The sequence below is a fragment of the Tepidimonas thermarum genome (assembly GCF_007556705.1).
Classification (GTDB): domain Bacteria; phylum Pseudomonadota; class Gammaproteobacteria; order Burkholderiales; family Burkholderiaceae_C; genus Tepidimonas; species Tepidimonas thermarum.
This window is the reverse complement of the sequence record NZ_VJOL01000022.1, coordinates 26313-40325: the sequence shown is the minus strand read 5'-3', so window position 1 is coordinate 40325 and position 14013 is coordinate 26313. Positions and strand designations below refer to the sequence as shown.

The window sequence follows — 14013 nt, the reverse complement described above, 5'->3', positions numbered from 1 at the left end:
ACCGTGACCCGCCAAGCCTGTATGGCTTACAAGGACTTCGAGTCCTTCAGGAGAATGAGGCGCGGGTCAGCGGATTCCATCAGGGCCAGCAGGTCTATTCCTGCACAACAGGCCGGATATAGAACTGCAGCCTATCTGTCCCAGCACACCAAAAATCGTCCTTGGCAAACGGGAGGCGTCCATATAGGGATGCCATGGATGTCCGCACCGTTGAACAGCGCCACTACCACCGGGTACGGGCGGTGTTCGAAGAAGCCTTGGAACTGTGCCGGCCGTTGCTGGACCCCCGACAGGGGATCGCCGGGCAGGCCCTCACCCACCACGTGCCGCTGCGGGTGAAGGAGCACTTCCCGGATCTGACGCAAGAGGAAGTCCTGGTGCTGTCCATCGCGCTGCGCGCCGCCTGGACACGCCGACGCAGCGCGGGCTGAGCGCCACCTCAGTCGCCCAGGCGGGAGACGTCCCGCACCGCCCCCTTGTCGGCGCTCATGGCCAGCATGGCGTATGCCTTGAGCGCGGCGGAGACCTTGCGCTTGCGCGGCTTGGCCGGCTTCCAGCCCAGGGCGTCCTGCTCGGCCCGGCGCCGTTGCAGCTCGGCGTCGTCCACCATCAGCTCGATGGCACGGCGCGTGACGTCGATGCGAATCCGGTCGCCCTCGCGCACCAGGCCGATCACGCCACCGGCGGCCGCCTCCGGCGACACGTGACCGATCGACAACCCCGACGTTCCCCCGGAGAAGCGCCCATCGGTCAGCAGCGCGCAGACCTTGCCCAGCCCCTTGGATTTGAGGTAGGACGTCGGGTAGAGCATCTCCTGCATGCCGGGGCCGCCGCGCGGGCCTTCGTAGCGGATGACCACCACGTCACCGGGGCGGATTTGATCGCCCAAAATCGCCTCCACCGCCGCGTCCTGGCTTTCGAACACCCGCGCCGGCCCTTCGAAGACGCGCAGCACCGACGTCGGCACGCTGGTGGTGTAGCGCAGTTGCTCCACCTCGTACATGCTCTCGTCGATGCCGGCCGTCTTGACGATGCAACCGTCCTGCGCCAGGTTGCCGTACAACACCGCCAGACCGCCGTCTTGGGAGTACGCGTGCTCGACCGAGCGGATGCAGCCCGCCTGGCGGTCCAGGTCCAACGACGGCCAGCGCGTGCTCTGGCTAAAGGGCTGCTGCGTCGGGATGCCCGCCGGGCCGGCACGGTAGAAGGTGCGCACCTCTTCCGAGGGGGTCACCATCACGTCCCAATGCGCCAGCGCATCGCCCAGGGTCGGGCTGTGCACCGTGCGTGCCGAGGTGTGCAACAGGCCGGCGCGCGCCAGCTCGCCCAGGATGCCCATGATGCCGCCGGCGCGGTGCACGTCCTCGATGTGGTACTTGTTGGTGTTGGGCGCCACCTTGCACAGCGTGGGCACGCGGCGCGAGAGGCGGTCGATGTCGGCCATGGTGAAGTTGACCTCCGCCTCGCGCGCGGTGGCCAGCAGGTGCAGCACGGTGTTGGTCGAGCCGCCCATGGCGATGTCGAGCGACATGGCGTTTTCGAACGCCTCGAACGTGGCGATCGAGCGCGGCAGCACGCTCTCGTCGTCCTGCTCGTAGTAACGACGCGCCAGTTCGACGATCAGGCGCCCGGCGCGGCGAAAGAGCTGTTCGCGGTCGGCGTGCGTGGCCAACACCGTGCCGTTGCCGGGCAGGCTCAAGCCCAGCGCCTCGGTCAGGCAGTTCATGGAGTTGGCGGTGAACATGCCCGAGCACGAACCGCAGGTCGGGCACGCCGAGCGCTCCACCTCGGCCACGGTGGTGTCATCGACATGCGGATCGGCGGCCATCACCATCGCATCGACCAAGTCGAGCTTTTTGATCTGCACCGTCTGCTCGCCCGGCACCGCCAGCCGCACCTTGCCAGCCTCCATCGGCCCGCCCGAGACGAACACGGTCGGGATGTTGAGCCGCATCGCCGCCATCAGCATGCCGGGGGTGATCTTGTCGCAATTGGAGATGCACACCAGCGCATCGGCGCAGTGCGCATTGACCATGTACTCCACGCTGTCGGCGATCAGCTCGCGGCTGGGCAGGGAATAGAGCATGCCGTCGTGGCCCATGGCAATGCCATCATCGACCGCGATGGTGTTGAATTCCTTGGCCACGCCGCCGGCGGCCTCGATCTCGCGCGCGACGAGCTGGCCCAGGTCCTTCAGGTGCACGTGGCCCGGGACGAACTGCGTGAAGCTGTTGGCCACGGCGATGATGGGCTTGTCGAAGTCGCCATCCTTCATGCCGGTGGCGCGCCAGAGCGCGCGCGCGCCGGCCATGTTGCGGCCGTGGGTGGTGGTGTGGGAACGGTAAATGGGCATGGTAGACGCTCTCAGACGGGCAAAGCAAAACCAACGGGACGGGGCGCTCGACCGGCGCCAGCCGGTCGGCGGGTGGCATTCGGCGCGGTTATTGTGCCAGCCGCGCCATCACCTGCGCGGCGTGCGGGCACGCAAATCGGCGCGCGCTTTTTCCAGGCGCGCGGCCTTGCGCGCCTCCTCGCGCTTCATGGCCTGCCGGCGCGTGTAGCCCGACCAGTCCGCCCACCACCACCACAGCGCCGCCAACCCAAAGGGTGCCAGCACCCAGCCCCAGGGCAGCGTCGCCACCCACGCAACTTCGGCCCATTTGAGGACCAGCAGGATCACCCCCAACACCAAAAACGCCATGACCACCCCCCAATCGCCGTGCGCCCGGGATGCGTGCGCGGTCACACGTATCCGTTGCAACAACCTGTAAATGCGCATTGTGCGCTGGATGCGCGCCGATAGAATCCTAACCGACGCGCCTTGCGTGTCCACATTCAAACCCCACTTGGCATAAGGAACCGCACCATGAAACGCGCACTGCTGATCCTCGCCGCCGCTGCCGCCGTCTCGGCCCCGGCGTTGGCCGACGAGGCCCTGGCAAAAGCCAAAAACTGCATGGCCTGCCATGCGACCGACAAGAAGCTGGTCGGCCCCGCGTACAAGGACGTGGCCAAGAAATACGCCGGCGACGCCAAGGCGGTCGACATGCTCGCCACCAAGATTCAAAAGGGCGGCTCGGGCGTCTGGGGCGCCATCCCGATGCCGGCCAACCCGCAGGTCAGCGAGGCCGAAGCCAAGAAGCTGGCGGCCTGGGTGCTGAGCCTGAAGTAATCGGCACCACCAGCGCCCGGCGCGTCACCACCCCGGACGTCGGCACGGGCGCACGGCGCACCGAAAAAATGCCAGGCTCGCCCCGTGGCGAGCCTCTTTTTTGGGGATGGCGCCGCAGGGATACGGCCGACGCCCGCCGCCCCCTGCCCGTCCACGGGGACGGCGCGCCGACCGCGTCGCCACCAGCGCGGCGCGGCCGATGCGATCCGTGCGCTCAGTTGGTCTTGGCCAGCTGCTCGAGGATGTGCGGATTCTCCAGCGTCGAGACGTCCTGCGTGATCGCCTCGCCCTTGGCGATGGCGCGCAGCAGGCGGCGCATGATCTTGCCCGAGCGCGTCTTGGGCAGGTTTTCGCCAAAGCGGATGTCCTTGGGCTTGGCGATCGGGCCGATCTCCTTGGCCACCCAGTTGCGCAACTCGTTGGCGATCTGCTTGGCCTCCTCACCCTGCGGCAGCGGGCGCTTGAGCACGACAAAGGCCACGATGGCCTCACCGGTCAGGTCGTCCGGACGGCCGACGACCGCCGCTTCGGCCACCAGATCGGTCTTGGCCACCAGGGCCGATTCGATTTCCATCGTGCCCATGCGGTGGCCGCTGACGTTGAGCACATCGTCGATGCGGCCCGTGATGCGGAAGTAGCCGCGGTCTTCGGAGCGCACCGCCCCGTCGCCAGCCAGGTAGTAGCCCTTGAGCTCCTCGGGGAAGTAGCTCTTCTTGAAGCGCTCCGGGTCGCCCCAGATGGTGCGAATCATCGACGGCCAGGGTTTCTTGACCACCAGAATGCCGCCCTGACCGTGGGGCATTTCGTTCCCCTGCTCATCGACGATGGCGGCAAAGATGCCCGGCAGCGGCAGCGTGCACGAACCCGGCACCAGCGGCGTGGCCCCGGGCAGCGGCGTGATCATGTGACCGCCGGTTTCGGTCTGCCAGAAGGTGTCGACGATCGGACAGCGCTCGCCGCCGACGTGCTTGTAGTACCACATCCACGCCTCGGGGTTGATCGGCTCGCCGACCGAACCCAGGATGCGCAGGCTCGACAAATCCCAGTTTTTGGGGTGCACCGCCGCGTCGGTGTCCGACGCCTTGATCAGCGAGCGGATGGCCGTGGGCGCGGTGTAGAAGATGGTGGCCTTGTGGCGCTCGATCATCTGCCAGAAGCGCCCGGCGTTGGGGTAGGTCGGCACGCCCTCGAAGATGATTTGCGTGGCGCCCGCCGCCAGCGGACCGTAGGCGACATAGGTGTGGCCGGTGATCCAGCCGATGTCGGCCGTGCACCAGAAGACGTCGCTGTCCTTGAGGTCGAACGTCCACAGCATGGTCTGCTGCGCCCACAGCAGGTAGCCGCCGGTGGAGTGCTGCACCCCCTTGGGCTTGCCGGTGGAGCCGGAGGTGTAGAGGATGAACAGCGGGTGCTCGGCGCCGACGAATTCGGGCGGGCACTCGGTGCTTTGCCCCGCCAGGGCGTCGTGCAGCCACACGTCACGCCCGGCCACCATGTTGCAGGCGCTGCTGGTGCGCTGCCACACCACCACGTGCCGCACGGTGTCGCAACCGCCCAGCGCCAGGGCCTCGTCGACGATGCCTTTGAGGGGCAATTCCTTGCCGCCGCGCATCTGGAAGTTGGCGGTGATGACGGCCACCGCGCCCGCATCCTGGATGCGCTCCTGCAACGCCTTGGCCGAAAACCCGCCAAACACCACGCTGTGGGTGGCGCCGATGCGCGCACACGCCTGCATCGCCACCACACCTTCGATGGTCATGGGCATGTAGATGACGACGCGATCGCCCTTCTTGACCCCCAGTGACTTGAGCGCGTTGGCAAACTGGCTCACGCGCGCCAGCAGCTCCTTGTAGGTCACGCGCGTGACCGCGCCATCGTCGGCTTCGAAGATGATGGCGGTTTTGTGCTCGACCGGGGTGCCGATGTGGCGATCCAGGCAGTTGTACGAGGCGTTGAGCTCGCCGTCGGCAAACCACTTGTAAAAGGGCTTGTTGGACTCGTCCAGCACCTGGGTAAAGGGCTTGTGCCAGGCCAGCAGTTCGCGCGCGCGCTTGGCCCAAAAGCCTTCGAAATCCGCCTCGGCCTCGGCACACAAGGCGCGGTAGGCGTCCATGCCGGACACGCGCGCCTGCGCCACCAGCGCCGGGTTGGGATCGAAGACGCGGTTTTCTACCAGCATCGAGGTGATGGCGGAGGTCGATTCAGCCATGTCGGGGTCTCCTCAGGACGTTTGGAGTGGGGACAACGATAGCCGCGAACTGTGCAGCGGGTCTCTGACGAGGCCCTTACGCAAACGCACCAGCGGCGCGCGGGGCCGCGCCACTACAATTGGCGCGCCTTGCCGAGGTGATCCGTCCCATGGCCAACATCCACAAACCCATTCCGCCACTGCCCAAGCTGATCTTTGCCAGCCGTTGGCTGCAGTTGCCGCTCTACATCGGCCTGATCGTAGCGCAAGCGGTGTACGTGTACCACTTTTGGGTGGAGCTGGTGCACCTCATCGAGGCCGCGTTCGGCAACAGCGCCGCGCTGGACAAGCTCGTCACCAGCATCGGCTACGTGCCCACGGCGCCACTGGACGGCCTCAACGAAACCATCATCATGCTGGTGGTGCTGGCGCTCATCGACGTGGTGATGATCAGCAACCTGCTCATCATGGTCATCGTGGGGGGGTACGAAACCTTCGTCAGCCGGCTGCGGCTGGAGGGGCACCCGGATCAGCCGGAGTGGCTCAACCACGTCAACGCCGGCGTGCTCAAGGTCAAGCTCGCCACCGCGATCATCGGCATCAGTTCCATCCACCTGCTCAAGACCTTCATCAACGCTGGCAACTACACCGAAAAGGTGCTGCTGTGGCAGACCGTGATCCACGCGGTCTTTTTGCTCAGCGCACTGGCCATTGCCCTGACCGAAAAACTCATCCACCACCCGGGCGACGACGAGCCGCATTGAGGCGCCGCACGCCCGCTCACCGCGCGCCGCTGCGCAACGCCCCGGCCGCGTCACACCAAGGACCTGCACCATGACCGCCATCCGCCAGGACGACCTGATCCAGTCGATCGCCGACGCCTTCCAGTACATCAGCTTCTACCACCCCGTCGACTACATCCAGGCGCTGGGGCAGGCCTACGAGCGTGAGCAAAGCCCCGCCGCCAAGGATGCGATCGCGCAAATCCTGACCAACAGCCGCCTGAGCGCCGAGGGCCACCGCCCGATCTGCCAGGACACCGGTATTGCGGTGGTGTTTTTGAAGGTGGGCATGAACGTGACCTGGCCCGACGCAACCATGAGCGTGCAGGAGATGGTCAACGAGGGCGTGCGCCGCGCCTACCTCAACCCGGACAACCCGCTGCGCGCCTCGGTGCTGGCCGACCCGGCCGGCGCGCGCAAAAACACCAAGGACAACACCCCCGCCGTGGTGCACTACGAAATCGTGCCCGGTGACGGCATCGAGGTCATCTGCGCGGCCAAGGGCGGTGGCTCGGAAAACAAGTCCAAGATGGTCATGCTCAACCCGTCGGACTCGATCGTGGATTGGGTGCTCAAGACCGTGCCCACCATGGGTGCAGGCTGGTGTCCGCCGGGCATCCTCGGCATCGGCATCGGTGGCACGCCCGAGAAGGCCATGCTGTTGGCCAAAGAGGCGCTCATGGCGCCGGTGGACATCCACGCGCTGATCGACAAAAAGAAGGCCGGCGCCACACTGACCCGCGTGGAGGAACTGCGGCTGGAGCTGTACGAGAAGGTCAACGCGCTGGGCATCGGCGCGCAAGGCCTGGGGGGGCTGACGACGGTGGTGGACGTCAAGATCCTGGACTACCCCACGCACGCGGCCAGCCTGCCGGTGGCCATGATCCCCAACTGCGCGGCCACGCGGCACGTGCACTTCCACCTCGACGGCAGCGGCCCCGCCAAGCTGGAGCCGCCCAAGCTGGAAGACTGGCCTGCCGTGACCTGGACGCCCGACACGCAAAGCGCCAAGCGTGTCAACCTCGACACCCTGACCAAGGAGGAAGTGGCGTCGTGGAAGGTGGGGCAAAAGCTGCTGCTCAACGGCAAGATGCTGACCGGCCGCGACGCCGCGCACAAGCGCATCGCCGATCTGCTGGCCAAGGGTGAGAAGCTGCCGGTGGACTTCACCAACCGCGTCATCTACTACGTCGGCCCGGTGGACCCGGTCCGTGACGAGGTGGTGGGCCCCGCCGGCCCGACGACGGCCACGCGCATGGACAAGTTCACGCGCATGATGCTGGAGCAAACCGGGCTGATTGCGATGATCGGCAAGTCGGAGCGCGGACCGGTGGCGATCGAAGCGATCAAGGACAACCGCAGCGCCTACCTGATGGCCGTTGGGGGCGCTGCCTACCTGGTGGCCAAGGCGATCAAGGCCGCGCGCGTGGTCGCGTTCGAAGACCTGGGGATGGAGGCAATCTACGAATTCGAGGTTCGCGACATGCCGGTGACCGTGGCGGTGGACGCCAGCGGCACCAGCGTGCACGAAAGCGGCCCGGCCGAGTGGCGCCAGCGCATTGCCAGCGGCGAGTTCAAGGGCATCGCCGTCACCGCCGGTTGACCCCCGACGGCGCGCGCGGGCGCGGTCAGTGCAAGTGGCGCGGCTTGCGCGGGCCGCCGTGGCCACCGCTCGGGCCGGCGCCGCGCGGCGGGCGGCCCAGTTGCAGCGAGTTGACCATCGCGTCGAAGCGGTTGGCAAACAGGCGGTCGATGGCCTCCACCACACCGCCCAGCTCCGACGCGTCGAAGTGCCGCTCCATCAGCTGCACGACATCCTGCACCAGCAAGTCGCGCTGCACCTGCATGATGGCCGCCGGTGTGGGCCCGACGAAGCACATCAGGAAGTCGTCGCGTGCTTCCGCATCGGGGGGGGCCTCCTCCTCGTCGAAGTCGAGGTCGTAGAACGAGACCTCGATCGCCGCGCCCGTGGCCGCGATCTCGTTGAGGCCCATGCAGGCCTCTTCGATCGCCAGGCGAAAGTCCTCGTCGCCCTCGATCGTCCAGCACATCTGCAGGACATGTTCCTTGGGGTCGAAGCGGATGCCGGGCTCCTCTTCGTAGGCGCTGGCGGCGGCATCGATGAGCGAACGTGCGCCCACGTACTTCCACAGCGGCCGCAGCGCCTCCTGGATCTGGGGGTAGTCCACGTCGTCGCGCAGGGGGACGTCACCGTGGACGTGGATTTCGAACGGAGGATTGTCTTGGCTCATGATCGCCACCGCTGGGTCAAAGCTGCGATTGTAAGGCGGGGGTCTGGGGGGGAGGCCGGGATCGCGGATCCACCGATAGAATCCTCGCCTGCCATTGCGCTGCGGGTGTGATGGAACCGGTAGACATACAGGACTTAAAATCCTGAGGCCGTAAGGCCGTGCGGGTTCGAGTCCCGCCACCCGCACCATGGGCGCTATCCAGGCGATGGCGCCATCGTCATCGAGCGCAGCCGCGGCAGGACAGAGGGCGCGCAGCGATGCGCTCAGCCTCGCATGGCTTGCTGCGCGGCCTTGGCCAGAAAGCCCGAGCGCGTCATGCCGTTTCCGCCTTGCCGTCAAAGCGCGTGGTGTCAACCTCCCCCAGTGCCCACACGCCGCCTGCATAGTCAGGGTTGACCGTGTGCGCGGAAAGGGGCTTGGGCTGCGGCACATCGCTGCCGTCTTCCGTCAAGCCCTCCAAGTGCAGCTCGATCGCCTCGACCGCGTTGTCCAACGCCTGCTCCAGCGTGTCGCCGCCAGAAAACGACTAGGAAGACGAAAGGCAGGAGCTTTTGCGAAGAGTGTCGGCGCTTCGATGGGTGGAGATGTGATGTGGGCCGGCGGTAACCCACACCCCGGTGCGGCACTCGAATAACGTTAATCCGCCCGCATCAAGACGCACCGTTACGTTACAGACGCTACATGCACCCGCCAAATTTGTCAACACCGGCGTTTGGTGTCTGCGCGGACGTTTGGGTGTGACCACAGCGAGGTGGTTCGCCGTGGCCCTGAGCAGTTACTCGAAGGTGGACCGCCCACGTAAAAGACTGCACGTTACACCCGCGCACAGTTTCGCGTCGCCATCAACCGTGCGCAACCGTTCAGAAGGAGAGGTGTCTGGGACGCCTACCCCACCTGCGGCGACCGCCTACGCGCGCGGCGTGAGACAGTGGATTGGGCCACCGGCTCACGTGTCTTTGGCGTGGCAGCCATTTCCTAGCCGACCACTCCGAGCGCGATCAGCTTCGCTTCATAGGCATCACGATCCAATGCGCAGTCGATGAACAGGAGAAAGTCTTTGTTACTCAACTTGCATTGTTTTGCCATGCGCGCGACCAGGTGGTCGTCGATTTCCTGAGCGCCGTGGCTGGTTTTTGTAAACACCATTGTCTTCTTGCCTTGCCGCGTATAGTAGTGGAAATAGCTGTGATCACCTTCCCTGTTGCGAAAACCTTTTTTCAGCAGGCTTTTCTCGATCTCGCTTCTTTTACGGGGCATGATCAACCTCTGTGAAGGCATTTCGCAACACATGCTTGAGTTTCAGCGCCGCAACATCCAATTCCTCGTCGGGCGCTTTTGCATACTCCTGCCACAACATTGCAATCTGTTCGTGCAGCTCTGCCAGCAATGACTCCCGCGTCGTGGCATAAACATCGATGGCCAGCGCTTCGTCTTCGATGCACATGAGCTGCTTGGTCTCATCCAAAAAAGGCTCCATCGTCAGAGATCGATTAGCTTTCAGGTGGATCTTGCCATAGCGCACTTTATCGATCACAAGAGGAGACAGATCGAGATCGCGAATGTCTGTCACATCGATGATTTGCTTGGGCAAGCCTTGCTCATCGAGCACCACACGACCAGTGACCTGGATCAGGTCTCTGCGTTTTTCATAGAGAAAATCTTCTACCGCTTCTTCGTAGATGCAGGCGAGTTCCTTGCTGGTCGGCGGATAAATGATGGTGACCTTACGCTCGGCGAAATCGATACTTTTCATTTCTCCGGTGACCACACGCGCGGCCTCCCGTTGCTCCTTTGGCACCAGCACGGTTTCGACAAACGGAATGGTTTTCTCATCTAGACAAGCGAATGGTTGCCTTTGCTCGTCTTGCAGCTCTAGCCTCCACGGCGCACCTGCGCGGGGGGCCATTCCTTTGATGGAATCAAGCACCCGGCGCTGGATGTTTGGATCTGGCATTGCCTGGTGCAGGGCCTCGGCATTCTGACGGGCAACACCTTGGACAATTCGTTTGAAAATGGAAAAGGCTTTGCCTGCCAAATCTTGTTGAAACAAATCGGCTTCGCCGCCGATCTCAACGGGTAACACATAGCTGCCAGGCTCTGGAACGGTGCAGACCAGTTGCAGGCTTTGGCTGATATGGGACGGGACGCGCGCCCGCTCCTTGATGCCGCGACCTGCAAGGTGCAGGCCGATCAGCTCGAACGCGCGTTGTGCATTCTCCAAAATCTGGATCAGCACGCCTGCTGGCACGGTATGCGTATCCTGGCCGTTGCGCTCGATATGAAATTGAAACGCAGTCCGGTGCGCGGTGAAAGTCATTGTTGATGTGGTGTGCTGGGTAAAGCGCCTGACGGCAAGCGTAGCATGCTCATCCTGATGGCGTTTTTTGTCAAGCCTTGCGCCTCCGCGCGCGGCTTGCGGGGGCCAGCGGCGCGGCCAGTTGCTGGTAGCGCGCAAACAGAAAGGCCACGCGCGCGGGGTCGTCCTTGCCGCCACGGTAGCCGTAGGCCGCGTCCACCGCGCGGTCGAGCGCCGCGTGGGCCTTGACCAGCGCAGGCGGCATGGTGAGCGGGTCGTAGAGGTCGGCCAGTGTTGCGCCGGGAAACTGCGCGCGGGCATCGAGCACCCATTGCGCGGCGGTTTCGATGGCGGCGCGCTGCGCGTCCGTGGGGCTGGGCCAGGGGAAGTTGTTGTAGACGATGCTGGCGGAGTAGCGGTAGCGGCTCTCCAGCCGCCCGCACACCGCGCGCACCCAGGCGTTGTGCATGGTGCTGGAGAGGATGCCGAAGTGGTAGTGGGTGGCGTGGTGAACAATGCGCATCAAATTGCTTGCCAACGCATCCGCATGCAAGAAACCGATAGGGATGAACGCGCGCCGCTCTGACGAAACTTCCGGGATCACCAGATACGGCGCATCCGGGATGTTCTCCACATGAAAGCGGGTTGGCGTGGCTGCGAGCTTTTGCGTCGGCGCGCTTTTGCTTGCCAGCCGGTAGCGGCGAACGGCTTCGACGCGCTTGATGACCTCCGGCATCTGGCGCAACTCATGGGGCGGGCAGTTGCCCAGCCACAGACACCAGCGTTCCTGGCCGTTGATGAATTCGTCCGCGCCGATCCAGCGGCGAAACCAGCGCTCAGCCTTGGGCTCGCGCGCGACAAATGCCGCTTTTTCCTCGGGCGTGAAGAGGTAGTGGCCGCCGTCGATGGGTTTGTTGCCTATGCCAATCTCTGGCACGTCGCACAGCGGCTTTTGGCGTCTGGCAAGCAGCACATCAGGCCCTTCCACCAGATACGGGTTGATGCGCTGCACAGCGTGCGCGAGCGGCTCGCCCTTGGGGTTGTCGCCGTAGTCGAACAGGGTGCACTGCGCGGGTTCGTTCAAGCCAAAGCCGATGATGACGCAGTGCACGGCGGCCACGCCCTTGCCTTCGTTGCTCCACTGGAAGGTGCGGTGGGCGAAGCGGATGCGCACGCCTTGCGCGAGCAGCCAGCCCCACAGCGGAGCGACCTGCTCGCCCTGGGTGATGCTGTTGGTGGAGACGAAAGCTATGTCGATGGCTGGGTTGGCGCGCGCGTATTCGGTTGCCTTGACATACCAGCAGCTCACATAGTCCAGCAGGCCGCTGTTTGGGATGTGGCCCATGACGCGGTCCACGTCCGCGCGCTGCGCGGGGTTCATGTATTTGGCCCCCACAAACGGCGGATTGCCCAGCACGTAGTGACACTGCGCGGGCGGCAGCAGGCTGGCCCAGTCCAGGGCGAGCGCATTGGCGCAGACGATGTGCGGGCTGTCTGAGAGCGGAATGGAGGGCCGGGTGGTGCCAAAGCGCTCGGCGGCTTCCAGGTTCATCTGGTGGTCGGTGATCCACAGCGCCACGCGCGCGATGTGCGCAGCGGCCTCATCGATCTCGATGCCGTAGAACTGCGACACGCGCACCCGGCACAGATGCGACACGTCCAGCAGCCCGCCCATGCCGGCGTTGGTCAGGCCCAGTTCGGTCATGGCCTCGATGGCGTCCATCTCCAGCAGGCGCAGTTCCCGGTAGGCGATGACCAGGAAGTTGCCGCAGCCGCAGGCCGGGTCCAGAAACGTCAGCGTGGACAGCCGCTCGTAGAAGGCTTGCAGCAGCTTGCGGTTGTTCTTGATGCGGGCGAGTTCGGCGCGCAGCGCGTCCATGAACAGCGGGTTGATCACACGCAGGATGTTGCGCTCGCTGGTGTAGTGCGCGCCCAGCTCGCGGCGGCTGGCCTGGCGGCGCTCATCGGGCTTGTGCGCTTCGAGCACGCCCTGGAACATCGCGCCAAAGATGGCCGGGGAAATGCCGCTCCAGTCCAGCCGGGCGCAAGTGATCAGCTGCTCGCGCAGGCGCGCGTCGAAGGCCGGGATGCGCGTGGGCTCGGCAAAGAGCGCGCCGTTGATGTAGGGAAAGCGCGCCAGGTCTTCGTCCAGGTGGGCCTGGCGCTGGCCTTCCGGGGTGTTGAGCACCTGGAAGAGTTCGGCCAGCACGCGCCCGGTGTCGGCGCCGTCGGCGCGCGTGCGCTCCAGCAGGCGGCGAAAGAGGCCGTTGTCGCCAAAGATACCGGTGTCGTCGGCAAACAGGCAAAAGAGCAGCCGCGTGAGCAGCGCTTCCAGGTCGCGCCCGGTAAAGTGGGCACGCAGCAGCCCTTCGTGCAGTTGGCTGATGGCGTAGGCCGCCTCGCGGTCGGCTTCGGATTCTTCCGTGTAGTCGGCGAGCGCCCCTTCCACCAGGAACATGAACCAGTCGGCCTTGCGCGGCAGCTCCGCCAGGCGGCACTGGTGGTAGCCGCCCCCTGCTTGCAGGTCGTAGAGGCGAATGCGCGCAAAATCGCTGGTGATGATGTAGCGCGGGCGTTCGTGCTCGGGTAGCGCCAGGAAGTAGTCGGCGGCCTGGTCGAACGCGGCGTCCAGGTTCGCGCCCAGGCTTTTGTGTTCGACGATGAGCTTGCCGGGGATGAAGCTGTCGATGAAGCCGGGCGCGCCATCGAGCTTCTTGACCGCCTGCTCGTAGATGGTGGCGCTCTCGGCGCGGATGCCAAAGCATTCGTAGAATGCGCAGCCAGAAGACCTGGGCCTGGGATTTTTCGCGGGCAGCGTCCTGCCACTGCTTGGCGAAGGCGGCAAGCCGACGGCGGATTTCGTTGCGGGTGAGGCTCATGGTGGTGAACGGGTTCAGGCCGACAAGATGCTGCCCACGGAGGTTTGACGAACGATCACGGTCCGCTCATCCCGGCATCATGCGAGCTGCTCGACCGTGATGCCCAGCGCCTTGGCCAGTTTCTCGCGCGTGGCCTTGCGCGGCTTGTGCTCGCCGGATTCGATCTGCGACAGAGCCGCCTGCGACATGCCAGCACGACGGGCGACTTCGGCCTGCGTCAGGCCCAGGTGCTCGCGCCATGCGCGCGCTGGCGTCATGCCGTCGCGCAGGATCATGCCTGCCACCTCGTTGGGGATCAGGTCGCGCTCATCGCGCCCGTACAGCGCGACGAACTGGTCGTATGGCACTACCACGAAGGCTGGTCTGCCGTCCGGCCCGTTGATGGTCTGGAAATCAATACGTGCGTTCATTGCGCCTTTTCACGTTCACAAGTGGCATTATAAG

13 protein-coding genes and 1 tRNA gene are annotated in these 14013 nt (G+C 64.9%); 5 read left to right on the top strand and 9 right to left on the bottom strand.

Annotation, left to right across the window (positions count from 1 at the left end; translation table 11 throughout):
* Positions 1-194: 194 nt before the first annotated feature.
* A complete protein-coding gene (locus Tther_RS07020; RefSeq protein WP_143902298.1) occupies positions 195-431 on the top strand; it encodes a hypothetical protein in 237 nt (78 codons plus the stop codon).
* An 8-nt stretch (positions 432-439) separates the two neighbouring features.
* On the opposite strand, the gene ilvD is transcribed toward Tther_RS07020, so the two are convergent.
* Positions 440-2353, bottom strand: a complete 1914-nt coding sequence (ilvD, locus tag Tther_RS07015) for a dihydroxy-acid dehydratase (RefSeq protein ID WP_143902296.1) — start codon at positions 2351-2353, stop codon at positions 440-442.
* Positions 2354-2461: 108 nt separating this feature from the next.
* Positions 2462-2746: a TIGR04438 family Trp-rich protein gene (locus tag Tther_RS07010; protein WP_342781762.1), complete on the bottom strand. Its 285-nt coding sequence runs from the start codon at positions 2744-2746 to the stop codon at positions 2462-2464.
* Positions 2747-2866: 120 nt separating this feature from the next.
* Here Tther_RS07010 and Tther_RS07005 point away from each other — a divergent pair, with 120 nt between their 5' ends.
* Complete coding sequence (locus Tther_RS07005; protein WP_143902292.1) at positions 2867-3172, top strand: c-type cytochrome; 306 nt, start codon at positions 2867-2869, stop codon at positions 3170-3172.
* Positions 3173-3386: 214 nt separating this feature from the next.
* Here the strand turns inward: Tther_RS07005 and acs are convergent, their stop codons facing one another.
* Positions 3387-5381: an acetate--CoA ligase gene (gene acs, locus Tther_RS07000; RefSeq protein WP_143902290.1), complete on the bottom strand. Its 1995-nt coding sequence runs from the start codon at positions 5379-5381 to the stop codon at positions 3387-3389.
* Positions 5382-5530: 149 nt separating this feature from the next.
* Here acs and Tther_RS06995 point away from each other — a divergent pair, with 149 nt between their 5' ends.
* Complete coding sequence (locus tag Tther_RS06995; RefSeq protein WP_143902288.1) at positions 5531-6124, top strand: TIGR00645 family protein; 594 nt, start codon at positions 5531-5533, stop codon at positions 6122-6124.
* A 70-nt stretch (positions 6125-6194) separates the two neighbouring features.
* The gene (locus Tther_RS06990; protein WP_143902286.1) at positions 6195-7745 is read left to right on the top strand and encodes a fumarate hydratase; all 1551 of its coding nucleotides are present in this window, start codon (positions 6195-6197) and stop codon (positions 7743-7745) included.
* A 25-nt stretch (positions 7746-7770) separates the two neighbouring features.
* On the opposite strand, the gene Tther_RS06985 is transcribed toward Tther_RS06990, so the two are convergent.
* Entirely contained in the window at positions 7771-8394 is a 624-nt protein-coding gene (locus tag Tther_RS06985; RefSeq protein WP_143902284.1) for a DUF6806 family protein, read from the bottom strand.
* A gap of 101 nt (positions 8395-8495) precedes the next feature.
* Between Tther_RS06985 and Tther_RS06980 the strand changes: the two genes are divergently transcribed.
* A tRNA-Leu gene (locus Tther_RS06980) sits at positions 8496-8582 on the top strand.
* A gap of 125 nt (positions 8583-8707) precedes the next feature.
* Here the strand turns inward: Tther_RS06980 and Tther_RS06975 are convergent.
* From Tther_RS06975 to Tther_RS06955, 5 genes are all read right to left on the bottom strand, one after another.
* Positions 8708-8887: a type II toxin-antitoxin system HicB family antitoxin gene (locus tag Tther_RS06975; RefSeq protein ID WP_246098943.1), complete on the bottom strand. Its 180-nt coding sequence runs from the start codon at positions 8885-8887 to the stop codon at positions 8708-8710.
* A 482-nt stretch (positions 8888-9369) separates the two neighbouring features.
* A complete protein-coding gene (locus Tther_RS06970; RefSeq protein ID WP_143902282.1) occupies positions 9370-9651 on the bottom strand; it encodes a hypothetical protein in 282 nt (93 codons plus the stop codon).
* Entirely contained in the window at positions 9641-10711 is a 1071-nt protein-coding gene (locus tag Tther_RS06965) for a hypothetical protein (RefSeq protein WP_143902280.1), read from the bottom strand. The genes Tther_RS06970 and Tther_RS06965 overlap by 11 nt, the downstream gene beginning before the upstream one ends.
* A 70-nt stretch (positions 10712-10781) precedes the next feature.
* Positions 10782-13535 (bottom strand): class I SAM-dependent DNA methyltransferase, encoded by a 2754-nt coding sequence (locus Tther_RS06960; RefSeq protein ID WP_143902277.1) that lies wholly within the window; start codon positions 13533-13535, stop codon positions 10782-10784.
* Positions 13536-13646: 111 nt separating this feature from the next.
* Complete coding sequence (locus Tther_RS06955; RefSeq protein ID WP_143902275.1) at positions 13647-13979, bottom strand: helix-turn-helix domain-containing protein; 333 nt, start codon at positions 13977-13979, stop codon at positions 13647-13649.
* Between the last annotated feature and the right edge of the window lie 34 nt (positions 13980-14013).

Coding starts and splice junctions, on each gene's coding strand:
- Tther_RS06970 (WP_143902282.1), bottom strand. CDS start 9,651: ATGCCCCGTAAAAGAAGCGAGATCGAGAAAAGCCTGCTGAAAAAAGGT.
- Tther_RS06995 (WP_143902288.1), top strand. CDS start 5,531: ATGGCCAACATCCACAAACCCATTCCGCCACTGCCCAAGCTGATCTTT.
- ilvD (WP_143902296.1), bottom strand. CDS start 2,353: ATGCCCATTTACCGTTCCCACACCACCACCCACGGCCGCAACATGGCC.
- Tther_RS06955 (WP_143902275.1), bottom strand. CDS start 13,979: ATGAACGCACGTATTGATTTCCAGACCATCAACGGGCCGGACGGCAGA.
- Tther_RS06985 (WP_143902284.1), bottom strand. CDS start 8,394: ATGAGCCAAGACAATCCTCCGTTCGAAATCCACGTCCACGGTGACGTC.
- Tther_RS06965 (WP_143902280.1), bottom strand. CDS start 10,711: ATGACTTTCACCGCGCACCGGACTGCGTTTCAATTTCATATCGAGCGC.
- Tther_RS07005 (WP_143902292.1), top strand. CDS start 2,867: ATGAAACGCGCACTGCTGATCCTCGCCGCCGCTGCCGCCGTCTCGGCC.
- Tther_RS07020 (WP_143902298.1), top strand. CDS start 195: ATGGATGTCCGCACCGTTGAACAGCGCCACTACCACCGGGTACGGGCG.
- Tther_RS06990 (WP_143902286.1), top strand. CDS start 6,195: ATGACCGCCATCCGCCAGGACGACCTGATCCAGTCGATCGCCGACGCC.
- acs (WP_143902290.1), bottom strand. CDS start 5,381: ATGGCTGAATCGACCTCCGCCATCACCTCGATGCTGGTAGAAAACCGC.